General features: G+C 60.0%; 18 protein-coding genes. 10 read left to right on the top strand and 8 right to left on the bottom strand.

Features of this window, described 5'->3' with window-relative positions:
* Positions 1 to 85 precede the first annotated feature (85 nt).
* From fdhD to EJA72_RS02535, 3 genes are all read left to right on the top strand, one after another.
* A complete protein-coding gene (gene fdhD, locus EJA72_RS02545; RefSeq protein ID WP_157709964.1) occupies positions 86 to 925 on the top strand; it encodes a formate dehydrogenase accessory sulfurtransferase FdhD in 840 nt (279 codons plus the stop codon).
* Entirely contained in the window at positions 922 to 3,270 is a 2,349-nt protein-coding gene (locus EJA72_RS02540) for an FdhF/YdeP family oxidoreductase (protein ID WP_178128986.1), read from the top strand. The genes fdhD and EJA72_RS02540 overlap by 4 nt, the downstream gene beginning before the upstream one ends.
* Positions 3,271 to 3,624: 354 nt before the next feature.
* Positions 3,625 to 4,104, top strand: a complete 480-nt coding sequence (locus EJA72_RS02535; RefSeq protein WP_157709963.1) for a glycine zipper domain-containing protein — start codon at positions 3,625 to 3,627, stop codon at positions 4,102 to 4,104.
* 67 nt (positions 4,105 to 4,171) lie between these two features.
* Here the strand turns inward: EJA72_RS02535 and EJA72_RS02530 are convergent, their stop codons facing one another.
* The 3 genes from EJA72_RS02530 to EJA72_RS02520 all read right to left on the bottom strand — a co-directional run bounded on the left by EJA72_RS02530 (position 4,172) and on the right by EJA72_RS02520 (position 7,958).
* Entirely contained in the window at positions 4,172 to 4,591 is a 420-nt protein-coding gene (locus EJA72_RS02530; RefSeq protein ID WP_157709962.1) for a thioesterase family protein, read from the bottom strand.
* Between the two features lie 48 nt (positions 4,592 to 4,639).
* Positions 4,640 to 5,875, bottom strand: coding sequence for a 3-hydroxyacyl-CoA dehydrogenase (locus EJA72_RS02525; protein ID WP_157709961.1), 1,236 nt, complete (start codon positions 5,873 to 5,875; stop codon positions 4,640 to 4,642).
* Positions 5,876 to 6,023: 148 nt separating this feature from the next.
* Positions 6,024 to 7,958 carry an ATP-dependent DNA helicase RecQ gene (locus EJA72_RS02520; protein ID WP_157709960.1) on the bottom strand — a complete coding sequence of 645 codons (1,935 nt, stop codon included), beginning with the start codon at positions 7,956 to 7,958 and terminating at the stop codon, positions 6,024 to 6,026.
* A gap of 567 nt (positions 7,959 to 8,525) precedes the next feature.
* Here EJA72_RS02520 and EJA72_RS02515 point away from each other — a divergent pair.
* From EJA72_RS02515 to EJA72_RS02505, 3 genes are all read left to right on the top strand, one after another.
* The gene (locus EJA72_RS02515; protein WP_157709959.1) at positions 8,526 to 8,801 is read left to right on the top strand and encodes a hypothetical protein; all 276 of its coding nucleotides are present in this window, start codon (positions 8,526 to 8,528) and stop codon (positions 8,799 to 8,801) included.
* Between the two features lie 432 nt (positions 8,802 to 9,233).
* On the top strand, positions 9,234 to 9,533 hold the full coding sequence (locus tag EJA72_RS02510) for a hypothetical protein (protein ID WP_157709982.1): 300 nt from the start codon (positions 9,234 to 9,236) through the stop codon (positions 9,531 to 9,533).
* An 84-nt stretch (positions 9,534 to 9,617) separates the two neighbouring features.
* Positions 9,618 to 9,983, top strand: coding sequence for a DUF1493 family protein (locus tag EJA72_RS02505; RefSeq protein WP_157709958.1), 366 nt, complete (start codon positions 9,618 to 9,620; stop codon positions 9,981 to 9,983).
* A 130-nt stretch (positions 9,984 to 10,113) separates the two neighbouring features.
* Here the strand turns inward: EJA72_RS02505 and EJA72_RS02500 are convergent, their stop codons facing one another.
* The 3 genes from EJA72_RS02500 to EJA72_RS02490 all read right to left on the bottom strand — a co-directional run bounded on the left by EJA72_RS02500 (position 10,114) and on the right by EJA72_RS02490 (position 13,430).
* Entirely contained in the window at positions 10,114 to 11,655 is a 1,542-nt protein-coding gene (locus tag EJA72_RS02500; protein WP_157709957.1) for a phosphoenolpyruvate carboxykinase, read from the bottom strand.
* Positions 11,656 to 11,834: 179 nt separating this feature from the next.
* Positions 11,835 to 12,737 carry an Hsp33 family molecular chaperone HslO gene (gene hslO, locus EJA72_RS02495; protein ID WP_157709956.1) on the bottom strand — a complete coding sequence of 301 codons (903 nt, stop codon included), beginning with the start codon at positions 12,735 to 12,737 and terminating at the stop codon, positions 11,835 to 11,837.
* 285 nt (positions 12,738 to 13,022) lie between these two features.
* Positions 13,023 to 13,430, bottom strand: coding sequence for an RNA-binding S4 domain-containing protein (locus EJA72_RS02490; protein ID WP_157709955.1), 408 nt, complete (start codon positions 13,428 to 13,430; stop codon positions 13,023 to 13,025).
* Between the two features lie 249 nt (positions 13,431 to 13,679).
* Between EJA72_RS02490 and EJA72_RS02485 the strand changes: the two genes are divergently transcribed.
* The gene (locus EJA72_RS02485) at positions 13,680 to 14,126 is read left to right on the top strand and encodes an ATP-dependent zinc protease (RefSeq protein WP_178128990.1); all 447 of its coding nucleotides are present in this window, start codon (positions 13,680 to 13,682) and stop codon (positions 14,124 to 14,126) included.
* The gene (rimK, locus tag EJA72_RS02480; protein WP_007949201.1) at positions 14,123 to 15,028 is read left to right on the top strand and encodes a 30S ribosomal protein S6--L-glutamate ligase; all 906 of its coding nucleotides are present in this window, start codon (positions 14,123 to 14,125) and stop codon (positions 15,026 to 15,028) included. The genes EJA72_RS02485 and rimK overlap by 4 nt, the downstream gene beginning before the upstream one ends.
* Positions 15,029 to 15,194: 166 nt before the next feature.
* Here rimK and EJA72_RS02475 read toward each other — a convergent pair whose 3' ends face one another.
* Positions 15,195 to 16,508: an ATP-binding protein gene (locus tag EJA72_RS02475; protein WP_157709953.1), complete on the bottom strand. Its 1,314-nt coding sequence runs from the start codon at positions 16,506 to 16,508 to the stop codon at positions 15,195 to 15,197.
* A 102-nt stretch (positions 16,509 to 16,610) separates the two neighbouring features.
* Positions 16,611 to 17,351 carry a two-component system response regulator OmpR gene (gene ompR, locus EJA72_RS02470; RefSeq protein ID WP_157709952.1) on the bottom strand — a complete coding sequence of 247 codons (741 nt, stop codon included), beginning with the start codon at positions 17,349 to 17,351 and terminating at the stop codon, positions 16,611 to 16,613.
* A 361-nt stretch (positions 17,352 to 17,712) separates the two neighbouring features.
* Here ompR and EJA72_RS02465 point away from each other — a divergent pair, with 361 nt between their 5' ends.
* On the top strand, positions 17,713 to 20,037 hold the full coding sequence (locus tag EJA72_RS02465) for a Tex family protein (RefSeq protein ID WP_157709951.1): 2,325 nt from the start codon (positions 17,713 to 17,715) through the stop codon (positions 20,035 to 20,037).
* The gene (locus EJA72_RS02460; RefSeq protein WP_007972875.1) at positions 20,037 to 20,420 is read left to right on the top strand and encodes a PaaI family thioesterase; all 384 of its coding nucleotides are present in this window, start codon (positions 20,037 to 20,039) and stop codon (positions 20,418 to 20,420) included. The genes EJA72_RS02465 and EJA72_RS02460 overlap by 1 nt, the downstream gene beginning before the upstream one ends.
* Positions 20,421 to 20,447 lie beyond the last annotated feature (27 nt).

The raw sequence follows: 20,447 nt of genomic DNA, 5'->3' as shown, positions 1-20,447 counted from the left end.
CATCTATCGGTAGATCAGTAATAGCGATTAGACGCGACAAGTTGACGCGCCTAGGCTTAAACCTGACTAAACCGTCGGTGATGCCATGAACACCAAGCGCCCCACCTGCGCGGCGCCCGCACTCGAAACGCCCGCGCCAGACGCAAGCCAGACCTACAGCTACTGCGATCTCCACTACACCGAATCAGCCAGCACCGCGCTGGCTGAGGAAGTCGCGTTGGCGATTGCCTACAACGGGATCAGCCAGGCCGTGATGCTGGTGACGCCGACGGACCTGGAAGACTTCATCGTCGGCTTCAGCCTCGGCAGCGGAATCATCGAAGACGCCAGCGATATCTATGACCTGCAACTCAGCGGATCGGGCTCGGCGCAATACGCGCAAGTGACCATCGCCAATCGCGCCTTCTGGAACCTCAAGCAACAGCGTCGGCAACTCGCCGGCACCAGCGGTTGCGGGCTGTGCGGCGTTGAAGCAGTCGAGCAGGCCTTGCCGGACCTCAAGGTTTTACCTGGCGCCCCCTTGCCGCCGGCCGAATGGCTTGACGGTTTGCGCCAGCGCATCGGCGCCTTCCAGCCACTGGGGCAGCATTGCGGTGCCGTGCATGCAGCGGTGTTCATGAACGCCCAGGGTGAATTGCTGCTGGGCCGCGAAGATATCGGCCGGCACAACGCGCTCGACAAGCTGATCGGCGGACTGATCCGCCAGAAGATTCCCACCACCGGCGGACTGGCGATTGTCACCAGCCGTTGCAGCCTCGAATTGATCCAGAAAGTGTTGCGCGCGGGTATCCAGACCCTGGTCAGCCTGTCGTCGCCCACCGGCCTCGCCGTGCAATGGGCCCGTCGACACAACTTAAACCTTATCCACCTGCCCCAGAAGAATGCGCCGCGGGTTTACAGCCCCGCCTTGGAGAGTCAAGCGTGAGTCAACACCGTCAAGCCGACCAGAAACCTGTTCCACGTTACAAGCCCTACAAGGGTCCGGCCGGTGGTTGGGGCGCGCTGATCAGCGTCGCCCAAGCCTGGTTGACCAGCGACAACGCCCTGAAAAACCTGCGCATCATGCTCAAGACCAACCAGAACGGGGGCTTCGACTGCCCCGGCTGCGCCTGGGGTGATTCGCCGGAAAAAGGCATGGTGATGTTCTGCGAGAACGGCGCCAAAGCGGTGAACTGGGAAGCGACCAAACGGCGTGTCGACGGCAAATTCTTCGCCAAACACAGCGTCACTTCGCTGCTGGAACAGAGCGATTACTGGCTTGAATATCAGGGCCGCCTGACCGAGCCGATGAGCTACAACGCCGAAACCGATCGCTACCAGCCCATCAGCTGGGAGGATGCGTTTGCCCTGATCGCCAAACACCTGCACGGTTTATCGAGCCCCAATCAAGCCGAGTTCTACACCTCGGGACGCGCCAGCAACGAAGCGGCGTTTCTCTATCAATTGTTCGTGCGCGCCTATGGCACCAACAATTTCCCCGACTGTTCGAATATGTGCCACGAGGCCAGCGGTGTTGCCTTGGCGCAGAGCGTAGGCGTCGGTAAAGGCACCGTGACCTTCGACGACTTCGAACACGCCGACGCGATTTTCGTCTGGGGCCAGAACCCCGGCACCAATCACCCACGGATGCTCGAACCGCTGCGTGAAGCGGTGAAGCGCGGGGCTCAAGTGGTGTGCATCAACCCGTTGAAAGAGCGCGGCCTGGAGCGCTTCCAGCACCCGCAGCACCCGTTCGAAATGCTCACCAACGGCGACAAGCCGACCAACACCGCGTACTTCCGTCCGGCACTGGGCGGTGACATGGCGATCATGCGCGGCATGGCGAAATTCCTGCTGCAATGGGAACGCGACGCGCAGAAAGCCGGCGAGCCTGCCGTGTTCGACCATGACTTCCTCAATGAACACAGCGCCAACGTGCTGGAATACCTGGGCGCCGTCGATGACACGCCGTGGGAGCAGATCGTCGAGCAATCCGGCCTGACGCTGGTGGACATCGAGCAAGCGGCGCGCATGTACGCCAAAGGCAAGAACGTGATCATGTGCTGGGCGATGGGCATCACTCAGCATCGCCATTCGGTGGCGACCATCCAGGAAATCGCCAACCTGATGCTGCTGCGCGGCAACATCGGCCGCCCCGGCGCCGGTCTGTGCCCGGTGCGTGGCCACAGTAACGTGCAGGGCGACCGAACCATGGGCATCAACGAGCGTCCGCCGGTGGCGTTTCTCGATTCCCTGGAGCGTCGTTTCCAGTTCAAGGTCCCGCGCGAAAACGGCCACAACGTGGTCGAGGCGATTCATGCCATGGCCGAAGGTCGCGCCAAAGTCTTCATCGGCCTCGGCGGCAACTTCGCCCAGGCCACGCCGGACAGTCCGCGCACCTTCCAGGCCCTGAGCAGCTGCGACCTGACAGTGCAGATCAGCACCAAGCTCAACCGCAGCCATTTGACTCACGGCAAAGACGCGCTGATCCTGCCGTGCCTGGGCCGCACCGACATCGATCTCCAGACCGAAGGCGCGCAAGCGGTGACCGTGGAGGATTCGTTCAGCATGGTCCACGCCTCCAACGGCCAGTTGCAGGCGCTGTCGAACCAGATGCGCTCCGAGCCCGCCATCATCGCGGGCATTGCGGCCGCAACCCTGGGCAGCAAACCGGTGGACTGGAACTGGCTGGTGGCGGACTACGATCGCATTCGCGACCTGATCGCCGACACCATTCCGGGCTTCAAGGACTTCAACGAGAAGATCAAGAACCCGGGCGGTTTCTACCTCGGCAACAGCGCCGGCGCTCGCCGCTGGAGCACGGCGTCGGGCCGGGCCAATTTCCGCCCGAATGTCCTCCCCATGGATCTGGTGCACGAACGCACCCGCGCGACAGGCGTGCTGCCGGACCTGATCATGCAGTCGATGCGATCCCACGATCAGTACAACACCACCATTTATGGGCTGGATGACCGTTATCGTGGGGTGAAGGGTCAGCGGGATGTGTTGTTTGTGAACGAGGCCGACATTATTCGTTTGGGGTTCAAACCGGGGCAGAAAGCGGACATCGTTTCGATCTGGGACGACGGCCGCGAGCGTCGGGTCAAAGGCTTCACGCTGCTGGCGTTTGATATTCCAGCGGGGCAGGCTGCGGCGTATTACCCGGAGGTGAACCCGCTAGTGCCGCTGGAGAGCACCGGGGATGGCAGCCATACGCCGACGTCGAAGTTCGTGGCGATCCGTTTGGAAGCGGCGAGTGAGACGGGGCTGATTTTGGCCAAATCGGCGTAACGTAGCGTCTGGACTGACCTCATCGCGAGCAGGCTCGCTCCCACATTGGATCTTTGCGAACACCGCATTTGTGTTCACAGAGGGCCCACTGTAGGAGCGAGCCTGCTCGCGATAGCGGTGGAACAAACAACCCATTTTCCAGGCCGGACACTTTCCAATCGCCCACAAAAAAGGCCGCTTTTTCACAAAAACGGCCTGTCCGAAGTAACTAAAGACCGACGAAAAACACTTAAGTTCCGCCTAAAAAACAGCAACTTATAGAAATGTGCTCAAGTCGTGTTACTCGTCGGAATTCGATTGTCACAACTATGACACAGCCTCAGGATCGCGCCGTCATCCCCTTGAGGTTCCTCTATGAAGTTCTCCTCGATTCTCTTGTTGTCCCTTGGCCTGGTCAGTGGTTTCGCTTCTGCAGGCGGCACTACCGAAGCAGGCGTGGGCGGCGCATTGGGCGGGGTTCTGGGCTCAGTCGTCGGTCAGTCTTTAGGCGGCAATACAGGTTCGACCATTGGCGCGGCCCTGGGCGGCGCGGGTGGTAGCGCCGTTGGCGCAGACAAACGCAGCCGTGGCGAAGCCGCCATTGGCGGTGCGTTGGGCGCAGCGGGCGGTAACGTGGTTGGCCGCAGCATGGGCGGCACCAGCGGCAGCCTGATCGGCTCCGCAGCCGGCGGCGGCGCGGGTGGCGCGCTGGGTAACTACATGGGCAACAAGAGCGACGAGGAAGATGATCGTCGCTCCTATCGTGGCGGCCATGACGACCGTCGCTACTACCGTGATCGTCACCACGATCGTGGCCACCACTACGGCCATCGCAAACATCGCTATCGCGACTGAGGCTGAATCGCCTCGCTTACCGGTAGATCAAAAATCGCAGCCCAAGGGCTGCGATTTTTTTTGCCGGTCAAACCACCAATCGCTCCAGTGCTCCGCGCAACCCGACAGGAATTGTGACAGGTTGATTGGTCTCCCGATTCACAAACACATGCACGAAGCGCCCCGCCGCACAGGCTTCGTCTTCACCGACCTTGAATACTGCCAATTCGTATTGCACGGAGCTGTTGCCCAACTTGCCCACGCGCAAGCCGATTTCGATGCGATCCGGAAACGCGATGGACGCAAAGTAATCGCAGGCCGAGCTCACCACAAACCCCACCACTTCGCCGTCATGGATATCCAGGCCACCGACCTCGATCAGGTAGGTGTTCACCGCCGTGTCGAAAAAGCTGTAGTAGGTGACGTTATTCACATGACCGTAGGCATCGTTGTCATGCCAGCGGGTGGTGATGGGCTGGAAGTGAGGGTAATCGGAGCGTTGGGGCATCAGCGTCAATTCCTGAAGTCAGGGGGCCAGTCTAAGGTGAAAACCGCGTTATCGTTCTTCGCGAGCAGCAAACCCTTTACCCACCTCCGCCAACTCCCCAATCAACTGCGCCGGCTTCCAGTGATCACCCCGCCTGGTTTCAAGTTGCATCAACCGCTGATGAATATCCGCCAACCCCTGCTGGTCCGCCCACGTCATCGGGCCACCCTTGTCTGCCGGGAAGCCATACCCATTGAGGTACACCAGATCGATGTCATGCGCAGACCCGGCAATGCCCTCCTGAAGAATCTTCGCCCCCTCGTTGACCAGTGCCAGCAAGCAGCGCTCCAGAATTTCCTCAGGCCCTATTTCGCGGCGCTGAAAGCCCAACTCTTCGCTGACCTTGAGCACCAGCGCATCCACTTCGACATCATGCTCAGCCTGGCGACTACCCGGCTCGTAGTGGTAATAGCCGTTGCCACTCTTCTGCCCAAAACGGCCCAATTCACAAAGACGGTTATCCACCTGAACCTCGGGAGCATCTTGCCCGGTGCCCGCGAGTTCACGCGCCCGCCAACCCAGGTCGACGCCGACCACGTCGTACATGCGGAATGGCCCCATGGCAAAACCGAAGCCTTGCAGCGCCGCATCGACCTGATAAGGGTAGGCACCTTCAAGCAGCATCTTGCGCGCTTCAAGCACGTAGGTATTGAGCATGCGGTTGCCAATGAACCCCTCGCAATTGCCCGACACAACGCTGACCTTGCCCATGCGTTTGCCCAGCTCCAGGGCCGCTTCGAGCACTGCCGGAGCCGTCTGCGCACCCCGGACGATTTCCAGCAGTTTCATGATGTGCGCCGGGCTGAAGAAGTGCAGGCCCAGGACTTGCTGCGGACGGCGAGTGGCCGCCGCGATCGCGTCAATGTCCAGCGCCGACGTGTTGCTCGCCAGAACGGCCTCGGGTTTCAGCAGGCCATCCAGTTCGCGGAAAATTTTCCTCTTCAGCTCGAGATTTTCGTAGACCGCTTCAATCACCAGATCGACATCGCGAATCGCTGCGTAGTCTGCAGCGGCCGTGACGCGTGCAATGCGGGCATCCGCTTCCACCTGATCGATCCGGCCCTGACGCACATTGTGCGCGTAGGTCTCGGCCACCGTGGCCAGTGCCTGCTCAAGCATCTGCGGGTTGTTATCAACCCATTGCACCGGCACCCCGGCGTTGGCCAGGCACATGACAATGCCACGGCCCATGGTGCCCGCGCCGATGACGGCTGCGCGCTGAATATTGAACGGTGTCTGGCTCATGATTGTTCTCTTGTTGGCGATCCAAAGACAGCCCCCACCATAGTCAGCCACCGCGGATTTTTGAAATTTATTCCTGTGATGAGCAACATTCAGCGGATGGATGTATCCGCCTCCTGTAGGAGCGAGCTTGCTCCTACAAGGACATGGTTCAGCCTGGTAGATGTTGCGTAGCCCACCCCCGAACCTCCGCATACGGGTAATCCTCCAACACCCCAAACCCCGAAATCGACCTCGCCTTGAGCTTGGTAAACAGCGGCACGCTGATCCCGCACAAAAATCGCGTCACACGTTCAGCCGAAGGAATGTAGCCGGTGTGTTGCTCGTGCCTGTGGATAAAATCCCCGCACAACGCCTCAAAGCTTTTATCCACAAGCGCCGGCAACTCCGGCGGCGCCGGCAGTCGCGCCACATTCCCGTGACACACCGAACAATGCCCGCACTGCTGCGGCGCGTTTTCGTCGCCAAAGTACTCAGCCAGGCGATAACCCAGGCATCGATCAGTGGCGAACAAATCGAGCATGGCGTGAATCCGCGCGATCTCGGTGCGCTCATGCCGGGTGAACACCGCGTGCAGCCCGGCACTCACTGCCTGGCTGTCGAAATCCTTTTGCAGAAGGCTGTAGACCTCGGTCATCTGTTTGCTTTCCAGTTCGACCCAGCCCTTCTCTTGGAAGTAGTCCAGCGCCTTGACCACCCGACTGCGCTCGGCCTGATGCCGCTCGTACAACGCGTCAAAATTCACGGTCGCCCAGGTCCGCGCGCGGCTGGACGTCTGGATGATGGCCGCGACGAAATCCTTGCGCTCTCCCTCAAAGCGGGCCAGCAACGCTTCCGGCTCCTGCAGATACTTGAAGCGGTACTCAGCGTAATAGGCGTAACGCGGCGCGATGATCCCGCGTAGCTCCAACTGCACCAGCAACGTCTTGAGCGGTAACTGGCGGATATTGCTCTGATCGCCCAGCGGCCCGAGCAGAAATTCCCACTGCCCGTCGGGCGCAGCGGCTTGCAATTCGTCGAGCACGTGACGGATGCCGTCGAGCTCCGGCGTGTCGCCGTAGACAAAATTTTCCAGCACGTTGAGGCTGTCGCGGTTGGCCAGAACCAGACAGTCCGACGGTTGCCCGTCACGTCCGGCGCGGCCGATTTCCTGGCTGTAGTTTTCGATGGATTTGGGCAGGTCGAAATGCACGACGTTGCGGATGTCACTCTTGTCGATGCCCATGCCGAAGGCGATGGTGGCAACGATGCAATTGGACTGCCCACCCATGAACCGCTTCTGGATCGCTTCCCTTTGTTCGTGGGGCAAACCGGCGTGATATGCCTCGACCTGAATGCCATTACGGCCCAAGTGCTCGGCGATGTGCTCGGCGGTTTTCTGCAAGGTGACGTAGACGATGCTGGGCTGGCCGGGACGTTCGCTCATCCATTCGACAAGGCGTCGGCGCTTGTCCTGACCCCGCACTGGCTCCACCAGCAGATTGAGATTTGGCCGATAGAAACCGGTGGTCACTACGTCTTCCGGAGCGATGGCGAACTTGGCTTCCATGTCGGCGATCACCTTGGGCGTCGCGGTAGCCGTCAGCAGCAGTGCCTGAGGAATGTTGAACTGGCGCTGGTAGTCCGGAAGCTTGAGGTAGTCGGGGCGGAAGTTGTGGCCCCACTCCGAGATGCAATGCGCCTCGTCCACCACGAGCAACGAGATCGGTACCTGCTGCAGGAAATTGCGGAAGCGCTCGTTCTTCAAGCGCTCCACGGAGATCATCAGAATCTTCAATTCGCCGGACTTGGCGCGGGCCATCACATCGCTGGTTTCATCGCGGCTCTGGGCCGAATCGATACTGCCCGCCGCAATGCCATGCCGTTGAAGGAAGGCCAGTTGATCCTGCATCAACGCCAACAACGGCGAGACCACCAGCGTCAGGTGCGGCAGCAGCACGGCCGACAATTGGTAACACAGGGACTTGCCCGACCCCGTGGGAAAAATCGCCGCCGCCGAACGCCCGGCAAGCACCGCGCTGATCGCCGCCTCCTGACCGGGTCGAAACTGTGGATAACCGAAAACCTGTTCCAGGGTGTTGTGCATAAGCTGTCACTCCGTTGACCGCTGCGAAGCCCAAAGCCTAGCCGGTGATCGCAGCGAGTCGAGAAAAGGTCGGGGGCAAAACGATACGGGATGATACAGCGTATGGATCGGAGGAATCGCAGGGGTCGAGGAATACGCCAGCTCTCGAGCCTCATCGCGAGCAGGCTCACTCCCACGATGGTTTTCGGTGATACGCCCCATTCAAATTCACTGAAGATCACCTGTGGGAGCCAGCCTGCTGGCGATGAGGCCAGCACAGTCACCACCAGCAGACAAATCCCCTTCAACCACTTACCCCGCATTTTCGAAATGCCCTACACATTCTGGCGGACGCCATACCGAGACCCCCAGCGCTGCGCCTGACCAACACGTAAGAAATTTCACCCATCGGCAACTCGGTCAAAAAAGCCCAGAAATCATGTAGGACGCATCCCCGAAACCCGGTAAATCCCCTACAAGCCCTGTCCATTGCGGCGGTATTGCTGCGCCACGTCGCCCCCTTCATAGTTTCCGGCGCCGCTGAACACCTGCGTCGGCCCGCCCGACTTTCTACAGGACTGACCCTAGATGCAAGACCGCTATCGCCCACTTAAAAGCCGCTACAGCGACACCCCGGTATTGGTCATCGACACCGAAGCAGACCCCCACGAAATCCTCGACGCCGCCCGACAACGCATCCGCGCCGCCAGCGACCTGCTCGAAACGCTGTATTGCCTGTGCTTCAAACAAGCCGATGCGAGCGACATTCCCAACCTCGTCAACGCGCTCTACCTGCTGACCCAGGACGGCACCGAACTCCTCGACATCGCCCGCCAACGCCTCCCGAAACCCACCACAACCTGACGCCCAGCGGACTCCACTGTGGGAGCGAGCCTGCTCGCGATGAACGATAACGCGGTGTGCCTGGATACAGATAAACGAGAGAAGTCGGCTATGGATAAGTCCGTAGGCAACGCCCTATCAAAACTTCGTCCCGGTCCTACAACCGAAGTCACTTTGTCGCCTATCGCCAACCGGCGACTCATATCTATAGTCGGACCGTCGCTGCCAAATCAGCGGCTCGGGTTTGGTCACCTGAATTTGAGAGAAAACTTATGCATGCCCTTGTATGCTGCCGGCATCTTTTATGTCAGCACGCTTTATGGCGGCTGTGTTTGGGACGCTTCTGCGTACCCGGGTTTTCTCTCCCTGGTTGACCAACCTGAACACAGTCCGCCACCCATCGTTTGGTCACGATACTGGCGGGCCTTTAGATACATAAAAGAGAAAATTAAAATGAATAAATGGAATCCGTTCACTAACGATCGCTACCTTCCACTCCAAACCAACCTCACCGATTCCCCGCCCCTGATCATCGACACAGAGGCCAACCCGCAAGATATCCTCGAAGCCGCCCTCCAGCGCATCCGAGCCTCCAGCGAACTGCTCCGAACCCTGCACTGCCAAAGCGTCGAACAAGCCGATATCGAAGACATCCCCCACATCACCCACGCGCTCTACCTCCTGACCCAGGACGGTTGCGACCTGCTCAAAGTCGCCCAACAACGCATGATGGGATGGAAGGCGCCTGCCTAACGTCGCGCGAACAAATCGTTCTCACGTTCTGCGTGAGAACGGTTTAACAGAGTTGAGAGCCGCCATCGAACACAGGAGATAACCATGAACCTCGCCCCCAACTTCCCCGACGACCAAACCATGCACCTGCTCATGCAGCTGCTGCACGTAGAAATCGGCCTGCCCGAACGCAAAACCATCAGCCTCACCACTTCGATCAATTTCGACTTGGGCTGCGACGGTTCCGATGCGCGACATTTGATGGAAGTGCTGGAAGAACAGTTCGGGATCGACCTCGTGGACTACGACGCCTACCGCTACTTCCAGCCCGAAAATTTTGATGTGTTTTTCAAGCGCAGAGCGAAGGGCCGTGGCGATAAAGTCCCGCTGACCATCGGAATGCTTTACCGGGCGATCAAGGTGCAGCGATGGGACACGCAGGCATTGGAACAAACCCAATTGAACACCTAAGTGCCAATATTCTGGTTGTTTAGTAGCCATTCGGCTGGAATATTGGCATTTGTGCGCGTGACGATATAAATCGAACACCCACAAAAAAGCCGCCCCAAAGGGCGGCTTTTTCATTTCGCTAAACCAAGTCTTACAACTTCGGCCCAGCTGCCTTGATCGCGTCGCTCACGTCGAACTTCTTGAAGTTCTCAACGAACAACCCGGCCAGTGCCTTAGCCGCTTCATCGTAAGCAGCCTTGTCAGCCCAGGTGTTACGTGGGTTCAACAGGCCAGTCTCAACGCCCGGTACGGCCAGTGGCACGTCGAGGTTGATGGTGTCCAGGTGTTCGGTTTCAGCACCGATCAACGCGCCGCTCTGGATCGCTGCGATCACGCCGCGAGTGGTCGGGATGTTGAAGCGGTTGCCGACGCCGTAGCCGCCGCCGGTCCAGCCGGTGTTGACCAGGTAAACCTTGGAGCCGAAGCCGCGGATGCGCTTGATCAGCAGTTCTGCGTATTCGCCAGCCGGACGCGGGAAGAACGGTGCGCCGAAGCAGGTGGAGAAGGTCGACTTGATGCCGCTGCCGGAACCCATTTCAGTCGAGCCCACCAGTGCGGTGTAGCCGGACAGGAAGTGGTAGGCCGCTTGTTCTTCGCTCAGGATCGACACGGGCGGCAGTACGCCGGTCAGGTCGCAGGTCAGGAAGATCACAGCGTTTGGCTCGCCACCGAGGTTTTTCTCGGAGCGCTTGGCAACGTTTTCCAGCGGGTAGGCGGCGCGGCTGTTCTGGGTCAGGCTGACATCGGCGTAGTCGGCGTGCTTGGCGTCGTCGATCACGACGTTTTCCAGGACGGCGCCGTGCTTGATGGCTTTCCAGATAACCGGCTCGTTCTTCTCGGACAGGTCGATGCACTTGGCGTAGCAGCCGCCTTCGATGTTGAAGACAACGCCTTCGCCCCAGCCATGTTCGTCGTCACCGATCAGGTAACGGCTTTCGTCAGCGGACAGGGTGGTTTTACCGGTGCCGGAAAGACCGAAGAACAGGGTCACGTCGCCGGCTTCGCCAATGTTGGCGGCGCAGTGCATCGGCAGAACGTCGGCCGCCGGCAGCAGGAAGTTCTGCACCGAGAACATGGCTTTCTTCATTTCACCGGCGTAACGCATGCCGGCGATCAGCACTTTCTTTTGTGCGAAGTTGAGGATCACGCAGCCGTCGGAGTTGGTGCCGTCACGCTCTGGCACGCATTCGAAGTTGGCAACGTTCAGCACTTGCCACTCTTCACGACCTGCCGGGTTGTACTGGGCAGGGTTGATGAACAGGCAACGACCAAACAGGTTCTGCCAGGCAGTCTGTGTGGTCATTTTCACGGCCAGGTAGTGATCTTCCGACGCGCCTACATGAACGTGGGAAACGAAATGCTCTTGCGCGTTGTTGAACGCTTCGACGCGAGCCCACAGGGCATCGAACTTGTCGGCCGGGAACTTGCGGTTGATCGGGCCCCAGGCGATGGCGGCCTGAGTGGACGGCTCTTCAACGATGAAACGATCGACTGGCGAGCGACCGGTACGGTGACCGGTACGAACAACCAGCGCGCCGGTATCGGCAAGCTCGCCTTCACCGCGACTCAGGGCTTCTTTAACCAGATCATCAACACTCAGATCGGTGTACACGGCGTTATTGGCTTGCGTCATGAGGTTCCCCGTCGGCCAGTGGCCGAGTGCTCCAAACGTTTTGTAGTAGAAAGTCGTGCACTACTACCGCGAAAAAAGTGGCCCGGATTATGCCAGAAAAGCCCAAAAAAAGTAGGGCCCTCCCGTCGTAACGGCGTTATTCCGGCACAGGCCAGTGAATTTACCTGCGCTGAACCGTTTTAGTGACGGGTATCTGACGGCGTCTCGACGCCTGCCCCAGCGAATAATTGAGTCACATCGGTGGCATCGAACAGGTAACGCTGGTTGCAGAACTGGCAATCGATCTCGATGTGGCCACCGTGTTCGATGACCAGGGCCTGGGCGTCTTCCATCCCCAGGCTGACCAGCGCATTGCCGGAGCGTTCACGCGAGCAACTGCAATGGAAACGCAGCTTGTTCACATCGAACAGCCGAACCTGCTCTTCGTGGTAGAGGCGATGCAGTACGGTTTCGTTGTCCAGGCTGAGCAATTCATCGGCGGTCAGGGTGCTGGCCAGCGCGGTGACGTGCCGCCAGCTGTCGGCGCGTTCTTCTTCATCCTTCAGTCGGTCGGCCGGCAATTGCTGCAGCAGCAGGCCACGGGCGCGGCGGCCATCGGCGTACAGCCAGAAACGCGTGCCCACTTGTTGCGACATCACGAAGTAATTGGTGAAGCACTCCGACAGGGTTTCGCCATCGAGGTCAACGATGCCCTGATAGCGCTGGCCTACGGTCGGGTCGACGGTCAACGCCAACACACCATTGGGCATCAGGTCAGCCAAGGTCGCATCGGGGGCAATCTGGTCTGCTTCGTAGCGGGCCAGGCCACGGATTTCGCGCTCGCTGGAGCACTCGATCATCAGCATCGGGATCGGGCCGTCGGAGCGCGCCTGGAGAATCAGCAAGCCATCGAACTTCAAGGTGCCGACCAGCAACGACGCCGCCGCCATCAGTTCGCCAAGCAGTTGCGCGACTGGTTCCGGATACGTGTGTTTGGCAAGGACTTCAGCGTAGCTGCGCTCCAACGAAACCAGCTCGCCGCGGGTGTCGCTGTCATCGAAGATGAAGCGTTGGGTGTAGTCGGTATCCGGAAGATCGGTCATAGGTCTGGGTATCTGAAGTAAATGACAAAAAATTTCGAAAAATCACAAAACTCGCCTCAACAGGCGATATTTCGGTGTGAATTGTTCAGCCTTGGGTGGCATTTTATGAACAATACGGGATTGTTCCAAGCAAGGTGGAGCGCCCGTCGGTCTACCTGATATGGCTGCGCACCTGAGCGATTGCAAGTCTGCGTTCGTCAGATGTGGTGACCTGAACTGCACAATACCTCTGGGAACGAGGCTGCTCGCGAAGGCATCCACCCAGACAACACGGTAGCAACTGACTCACTCGTCGTTGCTGTTCCCACGAAATTTAAACAAGTCCCGCCGCTGCTTCTTGCTCGGTTTGCCGTCGGTGCTCACGCCCAACGCGCCGGCCTTGCGCATGGCCGCGGCCGCTTCGCGCTTGGCGATGCTGGCTTCGGTTTCGGCGTACAGCGCCTGAGCCTCCGGCGCCCCGCGACGCACGATCGACAATGCCTGGACCACCACCGTGCGCTCTTCAAACCCGGTGCGAATCTGGAACTCGTCGCCGATCCTCGGCTCCTTGCCCGGCTTGCAGCGTTCGCCCCGGCAATGCACCTTGCCGCTTTCTATCGCCGCTTTGGCCAAGGCACGTGTTTTATAGAAACGTGCAGCCCACAACCACTTATCGAGACGGACTTTGTCGTCCTCTTCGCTTTTTTGTGTCATCGGATGACCTCATTCTGAAATATTGGTGAACTGTACTACCGTTTCTGTCGTGCCATGAATTACGCCGGCTCGGACTACAATGCGTGCATTCCAGCAACTCCTCGAGAAGCTGAAAATCCAGGCCGTAGATATCTGTCGCCTTTTAACCATTATTCTGCGTGAATACCGCGAATTCGGCCGCCTGCGGCCCGAGCGGTTTTTGCCGGTTGAGTACCTTTGAAGACATTTGACCATTTGACCGTTGTCGGTCTGCGCGAGTGGGTGGCGCTCCCGAATTTGGGAGTCGCGGGCCTTCGGGCGAAAATCGACACCGGTGCCAGCACCTCCAGCCTGCATGCCACCGACATCGAGCCGTTCGAGCGCGACGGCGAACAGTGGGTGCGATTTACCGCGCACCTGGGGACCGTCGTGCAGTTGCGGCATCGACGCTGTGAAGCACCGCTGGTCACCATGAAATCCATTAAAAGCTCCAACGGCCAGGCGCAAAAGCGCTACGTGGTCAGCACGACCCTGGCACTCGGGGATCGGGTCTGGCCCGTCGAGTTCACGCTCGCCTGCCGCAAGTCGATGCGTTATCGGCTGCTCCTCGGCTCCAAAGCCCTGATCGACGGCCAGCTGGTGGTCAATCCGGGCATTAAGTATGTACAAGACAAGCCGGTGTTCCCGGTATCTACCTCCTCCACAGGTGTTGCATGAAGATCGCTGTGCTGTCGCGGAACCCGCGTCTGTATTCCACTCGTCGTCTGGTCGAGGCCGGTACCGAACGAGGCCATGAAATGGTGGTGATCGACACCCTGCGCGCCTACATGAACATTGCCAGCCACAAACCGCAGATCCACTACCGCGGCAAGCCGCTGGAAGGTTTCGACGCGGTGATCCCGAGGATCGGGGCATCGGTAACCTTCTATGGCTGCGCGGTGTTGCGCCAGTTTGAAATGATGGGGGTGTTTCCGCTCAACGAATCGGTGGCCATTGCGCGCTCCCGGGACAAGCTGCGGTCGCTGCAGTTGCTGTCACGCCGCGGAATCGGCTTGCCGGTCACGGGGTTTGCCCACTCCCCGGATGATATTCCCGACTTGATCGATATGGTCAACGGCGCACCACTGGTGATCAAGGTGCTGGAAGGCACCCAGGGCATCGGTGTGGTGCTGTGTGAAACCGCGACGGCGGCGGAATCGGTGATCGAGGCGTTCATGGGCCTCAAGCAGAACATCATGGTTCAGGAGTACATCAAGGAAGCCGGTGGGGCGGACATTCGCTGCTTCGTGGTCGGCGACAAGGTGATTGCGGCGATGAAGCGCCAGGCCAAACCTGGGGAGTTTCGCTCCAACCTGCATCGGGGTGGCAGCGCCAGCTTGATCAAGATCACCCCGGAAGAACGCATGACTGCGTTGCGTGCGGCGAAGGTCATGGGGTTGGCGGTGGCGGGTGTGGATATCTTGCGTTCCAATCACGGGCCGTTGGTGATGGAAGTGAATTCGTCTCCAGGCCTGGAGGGAATTGAAACCACCACGGGGAAGAACGTGGCGGGGATCATCATTGAGCATCTTGAGAAAAATGGTGGGCCGAATATGACGCGGACCAAGGGTAAGGGTTAACCCTGGCTCGGTCCCCTGTGGCGAGGGAGCTTGCTCCCGCTCGGCTGCGCAGCAGCCGCAAAATCAGCGATGGTGCTCGTCCTGGCACAACGTCATAGCTGCATTGGGGAGTCCTTCGGCCTCCAGCGGGAGCAAGCTCCCTCGCCACAGGGGTTGGATGTGGCGTTTAAACCGCATCCCGAGGCAACATCAACCCAAGCGGCAACCGCACGCGCGCTTCCAGACCGCCACCGGTGCGGTTGCGCAACTCGACATTGCCGCCATGCATCGAAGCAATTCGCTTCACGATTGCCAAGCCCAACCCGGTGCCTTTCCCGCCCCGGGCACGATCACCCCGGGTGAACGGGTTGAAAATCGCTTCCAGCTCCGACGGATCGATCCCCGCGCCACGGTCCATGACGCTCAGCACCACGTACGGTGCGCTCACATCCCCGGACACATAAGCCGCGACTTCAACACCACTGCCCGCGTGATGCAACGCGTTGCCGATCAGGTTGTTCAGCAACCGTTTCATCGACACCCGACGCAATGGGAACGGCTGGATAGGCTCCAGGCGCAAGCGCACTTTCTCTTCGTTCTGGTTGTACGGCGCGGCGACTTCACGCACCAGATCGGTCAAGTCCACCTCTTCCACCGACTCGTCGCGACCATCACGGATAAACGCCAGGAACTGATCAAGAATCGCGTCCATGTCCTCGATGTCGCGGACCATGTCGTCCGTCAGGTCGTTGCGGTCACCCATCAGCTCCAGCGACAGCCGCAAACGGGTCAGCGGCGTTCGCAGGTCATGGGACACGCCCGCCAGCATCAGCTCACGCTCGCGACCGGCCTGCTCGACGTCCTCGGCCATCTGGTTGAAGGCGCGATACACCTCGGCCATCTCGCTCGGCGTATCACTGATCGGCAAGCGCACGCTGCGGCCCTGACCCAGTTGTCTGGCGGCATAGACGAGGCGCTTCAGCGGTTGATTGAGCTGGCTGACGAAGATCCATGCCGAGGCGGTGGACAGCAAGCCAATGGCGAGGAACCAGCCGAGCACGTTCCAGATTTTCTGACCGCGCAGCGGGTGGGGATAAAGCGGCACTTTCAGCCAGCCATCACCCAGGCTCGGCGCCCGGACCCACAGGGCCGGCGGCGAATGCATGCGCAACCGGACTTCGGTGTCGGCCCCCAGCTCGGCCTGCATCTGCCGCTGGTAGATCTCGCTGTAGGGCCAGTGCTGCTCACCCTCCGGCACGCCGGTGCCCACCACCCGGATCAACGTGGCGGCTTCAGCGATCTTTTCGCGATTGTTTTCATCGGCGGCCCAATAAGCGCGCAGCGTCAGGGCGACGCCGTGGCTGTATTGGCGATCCACCAGCACGTCTTCGTTCATCAGCAGATAAACCAGCGTCAGTGCTTTGGAGAACAGGACGACAATCAGCACCAGCCACAGGGTGCGGGAGAAAAAGCTCTGGGGGAACCAAACGGGGGTTTTCATGGATAACCGCTACACACTTGCAGGAGCGAGCGATGCTCGCATATTGCGGATGGCGAGTCTGCGGCCTGATCGACCGCAAGACCCGCTCCTACAAATCGCCGATCACTTGGTGGCGGCGCCATCCGGAACGAACACGTAACCCACGCCCCAAACGGTCTGGATGTAGCGTGGTTTGGACGGGTCGGGTTCGATCATGCGGCGTAGACGGGAGATCTGCACGTCGATGGACCGCTCCAGGGCATCCCATTCGCGACCACGGGCGAGGTTCATCAGCTTGTCGCGGGTCAGCGGCTGGCGCGCGTTCATCACCAACGCCTTGAGCACGGCAAACTCGCCGGTGGTGAGCATGTGCACTTCGTCACCACGCTTGAGCTCGCGGGTGGCCAGCGACAGCTCGTAGTCACCAAAGGTCACGCTTTCGTCTTCGCTACCCGGTGCGCCCGGCACGGGCGTCGACTGACGGCGCAAGACTGCTTTGACCCGGGCCATCAGCTCGTCCGGGTTGAACGGCTTGGCCAGGTAATCGTCGGCGCCCAGTTCAAGGCCCTTGATCCGGCTCAGCTCGTCGCCCTTGGCGGTGAGCATGATGATGGGGATCTGGTTGTTCGCGCCACGCAGCCGGCGGCAGGCGGTCAGACCGTCTTCGCCGGGCAGCATCAGGTCGAGAACGATCAGGTTGAACACTTCACGCGCCAGCAGGCGGTCCATTTGTTCCGTGTTCGGTACGGCACGGGCGCGGTAGCCCTTGCTGACGAAAAAACGCTCCAGCAGGCTGCTGAGCCCCGGATCGTCGTCAACAATAAGAATTTTTTCGCCTTCAGCAATGTTTGCAGTGCTGCTCATTAGATGCTCCTTTGATCTCGGCGCGCATTATGGCGTAGCTGCCGTTATACGCACCGTGTGCATTGTTAGCAGATTTTTCCTTCACTGCCAGAAATCAGGGGATTGTGCCTACAGCCTGTGTTGCCCCCGAATGATAGAACGCTGGTTATAATGCGCGGCCTTTTGTGTCAGGCAACGTCTGATCATTGCTGTCGGCCGCCGCTTTTTATTTTCATGGCGCTGGCAGCATTTGTTCGATTTCACGGGTCAACGGGATGCCTGTTGATCCAGGTAGCGGCGCAGGCCAGGCCGCTCAACCAGACTCGCCGAGCCTCTATCTCTGCGCCTGCGAGCCTGCTTTCACAATTTGTCAGGTGGTTTTATGGACAGCATCAACAGCCGCATCGCCGAGGAACTCGGTGTACGCCCACAACAGGTCGAAGCGGCCGTCGCGCTACTCGATGAAGGCTCTACCGTTCCCTTCATCGCCCGTTACCGGAAAGAAGTGACCGGCAGCCTCGATGACATCCAGTTGCGTCATCTGGAAGAGCGTCTGCGCTACCTGCGAGAACTCGACGAACGGCGCATCAGCATCCTCGCCAGCATCCAGGAACAAGGGAAACTGACCCCGCAACTGGAACGCGATATCAAGCTCGCCGACACCAAGACCCGCCTCGAAGACTTGTACCTGCCGTACAAACAGAAGCGCCGCACCAAGGGCCAGATTGCCCTGGAAGCCGGCCTCGGCGAACTGGCCGACGGCCTGTTCAACGATCCGAGCCTGACGCCAGACGCCGAAGCCGCACGCTTCGTCAACGCAGAAAAATGCGTGGCCGACGTGAAAGCCGCGCTCGAAGGCGCCAAGTACATCCTCATGGAGCGCTTCGCCGAAGACGCCGGCCTGCTGGACAAGCTGCGCAACTACCTCAAGCAGGAAGCCACCCTCAGTGCCCGCGTGATTGCCGGCAAGGAAGAGGAAGGCGCGAAGTTCCGCGACTATTTCGAACACGATGAACCGCTGAAAAGCATGCCGTCGCACCGCGCGCTGGCGATTTTCCGTGGCCGTAACGAAGGCATCCTCAGCTCCGCGCTGAAAGTGGGTGACGAGCTGCCGGGCACCATGCACCCGTGCGAAGGCATGATCGGCCAGCAATTCGGTATCCAGAATCAGAACCGTGCCGCCGACAAATGGCTGGGTGAAGTGGTGCGCTGGACCTGGAAGGTCAAGCTCTACACCCACCTTGAAACCGACCTGCTGGGCGAACTGCGCGATGGCGCGGAAACCGAAGCGATCAATGTGTTCGCGCACAACCTGCACGACTTGCTGCTGTCGGCCCCGGCCGGCCCGCGCGCCACCCTGGGCCTCGACCCGGGCCTGCGCACCGGTTGCAAGGTGGCGGTGGTCGATGCCACCGGCAAGCTGCTGGATCACGCCACGGTTTACCCGCACGTGCCGCACAACAAGTGGGACCAGACCCTCGCGATTCTCGCCGCCCTGTGCGCCAAGCATGCGGTGGACCTGATCGCCATCGGCAACGGCACCGCCAGCCGCGAAACCGACAAGCTGGCCGCTGAACTGATCAAAAAATACCCCGCGATGAAGATGACCAAGATCATGGTCTCCGAGGCCGGCGCATCGGTTTACTCGGCGTCGGAACTGGCCTCCAAGGAATTCCCGGACCTCGACGTGTCGATCCGTGGTGCGGTCTCGATTGCCCGTCGTCTGCAAGATCCGTTGGCTGAACTGGTGAAGATCGACCCGAAATCCATCGGTGTCGGCCAGTACCAACACGACGTGTCGCAGCTGAAACTGGCCCGTGGCCTGGACGCCGTAGTCGAAGACTGCGTGAACGCCGTGGGTGTGGACGTGAACACGGCCTCCGTGGCGCTGCTGGCGCGTATCTCGGGCCTCAACGCGACCCTGGCGCAGAACATCGTCAGCCACCGCGACGAGCACGGTGCATTCAAGACGCGCGCCGCGCTGAAGAAAGTCGCGCGCCTGGGTGAAAAAACCTTCGAACAGGCGGCCGGCTTCCTGCGTGTCATGAACGGCGACAACCCGCTGGATTCGTCCGCCGTTCACCCGGAAGCCTATCCGCTGGTACAGCGCATTGCCGCTGAAACCGACCGCGACATCCGCTCGTTGATCGGCGACGCCAGCTTCCTCAAGCGCCTGGACCCGAAGAAATACACCGACGAAACCTTCGGTCTGCCAACGGTCACCGACATTCTGCAAGAGCTGGAAAAACCTGGCCGCGATCCGCGTCCGGAGTTCAAGACCGCCGAGTTCCAGGAAGGCGTCGAAGACCTCAAGGACCTGCAACTGGGCATGATCCTCGAAGGCGTCGTCACCAACGTGACCAACTTTGGCGCTTTCGTCGACATCGGCGTGCATCAGGACGGTTTGGTGCACATCTCTGCGCTTTCGGAGAAGTTCATCAAGGATCCACGCGAAGCGGTGAAGGCCGGTGACGTGGTGAAAGTGAAGGTCATGGAAGTCGATATCCCGCGCAAACGCGTGGGCCTGTCGATGCGCATGAGCGACACGCCGGGCGAGAAAATCGACGGTGCACGTGGCGCGCGTCCGGGGTCGGCACCACGCCAGTCCCAGAACACCGCACCGCGCAAGGAAACCACGGCGGCCGCTCCGGCCAACAACGCCATGGCTTCGCTGTTCGCCAACGCCAAGCAGTTGAAGAAACGCTGATGGACATTCCTGCCGGGCTGACCGAAAGCGCGTTTTTCAAGCTGCTGGGGTGTCGCTTGCACAGTCTGGAAACCGGGGTGGCGCAAGTCGCACTGGCACTGGAGCCAGAACTGCGCAATCGCGGCGGCAAGCTGCACGGCGGGGCCTTGTTCAGTCTGGTGGACATTGCCATGGGGCTGGCCTGTTCCAGCACCCACGGCTTTGACCAGCAAAGCGCGACCATCGAATGCAAGATCAATTACATTCGCGCCGTGTCCGACGGCGAAGTGATGTGCACGGCACGGGTCATCCACCCGGGCCGCCGCACGCTGGTGGTCGAGGCTGACGTGATGCAGGGCGACAAGCTGGTCGCAAAAGCGCAAGGCACGTTCGCTGTCCTGTAGCTAGCCGTCATCGATTTGAGGTAATTT

It is taken from the genome of Pseudomonas sp. PB120, assembly GCF_009761815.1.
Taxonomy (GTDB): Bacteria; Pseudomonadota; Gammaproteobacteria; order Pseudomonadales; family Pseudomonadaceae; genus Aquipseudomonas.
Note: the sequence above shows the minus strand (reverse complement) of the source record. Positions and strands in the feature narration are given on the sequence as shown.

Excerpts from the sequence above, each read along its gene's own strand:
- EJA72_RS02475 (WP_157709953.1), bottom strand. The coding sequence starts at position 16,508 with ATGAAAACCCCCGTTTGGTTCCCCCAGAGCTTTTTCTCCCGCACCCTG.
- EJA72_RS02500 (WP_157709957.1), bottom strand. The coding sequence starts at position 11,655 with ATGACGCAAGCCAATAACGCCGTGTACACCGATCTGAGTGTTGATGAT.
- EJA72_RS02460 (WP_007972875.1), top strand. The coding sequence starts at position 20,037 with ATGGACATTCCTGCCGGGCTGACCGAAAGCGCGTTTTTCAAGCTGCTG.
- EJA72_RS02525 (WP_157709961.1), bottom strand. The coding sequence starts at position 5,875 with ATGAGCCAGACACCGTTCAATATTCAGCGCGCAGCCGTCATCGGCGCG.
- EJA72_RS02510 (WP_157709982.1), top strand. The coding sequence starts at position 9,234 with ATGAATAAATGGAATCCGTTCACTAACGATCGCTACCTTCCACTCCAA.
- fdhD (WP_157709964.1), top strand. The coding sequence starts at position 86 with ATGAACACCAAGCGCCCCACCTGCGCGGCGCCCGCACTCGAAACGCCC.
- EJA72_RS02520 (WP_157709960.1), bottom strand. The coding sequence starts at position 7,958 with ATGCACAACACCCTGGAACAGGTTTTCGGTTATCCACAGTTTCGACCC.
- EJA72_RS02505 (WP_157709958.1), top strand. The coding sequence starts at position 9,618 with ATGAACCTCGCCCCCAACTTCCCCGACGACCAAACCATGCACCTGCTC.
- rimK (WP_007949201.1), top strand. The coding sequence starts at position 14,123 with ATGAAGATCGCTGTGCTGTCGCGGAACCCGCGTCTGTATTCCACTCGT.
- EJA72_RS02465 (WP_157709951.1), top strand. The coding sequence starts at position 17,713 with ATGGACAGCATCAACAGCCGCATCGCCGAGGAACTCGGTGTACGCCCA.
- hslO (WP_157709956.1), bottom strand. The coding sequence starts at position 12,737 with ATGACCGATCTTCCGGATACCGACTACACCCAACGCTTCATCTTCGAT.
- ompR (WP_157709952.1), bottom strand. The coding sequence starts at position 17,351 with ATGAGCAGCACTGCAAACATTGCTGAAGGCGAAAAAATTCTTATTGTT.
- EJA72_RS02530 (WP_157709962.1), bottom strand. The coding sequence starts at position 4,591 with ATGCCCCAACGCTCCGATTACCCTCACTTCCAGCCCATCACCACCCGC.
- EJA72_RS02535 (WP_157709963.1), top strand. The coding sequence starts at position 3,625 with ATGAAGTTCTCCTCGATTCTCTTGTTGTCCCTTGGCCTGGTCAGTGGT.
- EJA72_RS02490 (WP_157709955.1), bottom strand. The coding sequence starts at position 13,430 with ATGACACAAAAAAGCGAAGAGGACGACAAAGTCCGTCTCGATAAGTGG.
- EJA72_RS02515 (WP_157709959.1), top strand. The coding sequence starts at position 8,526 with ATGCAAGACCGCTATCGCCCACTTAAAAGCCGCTACAGCGACACCCCG.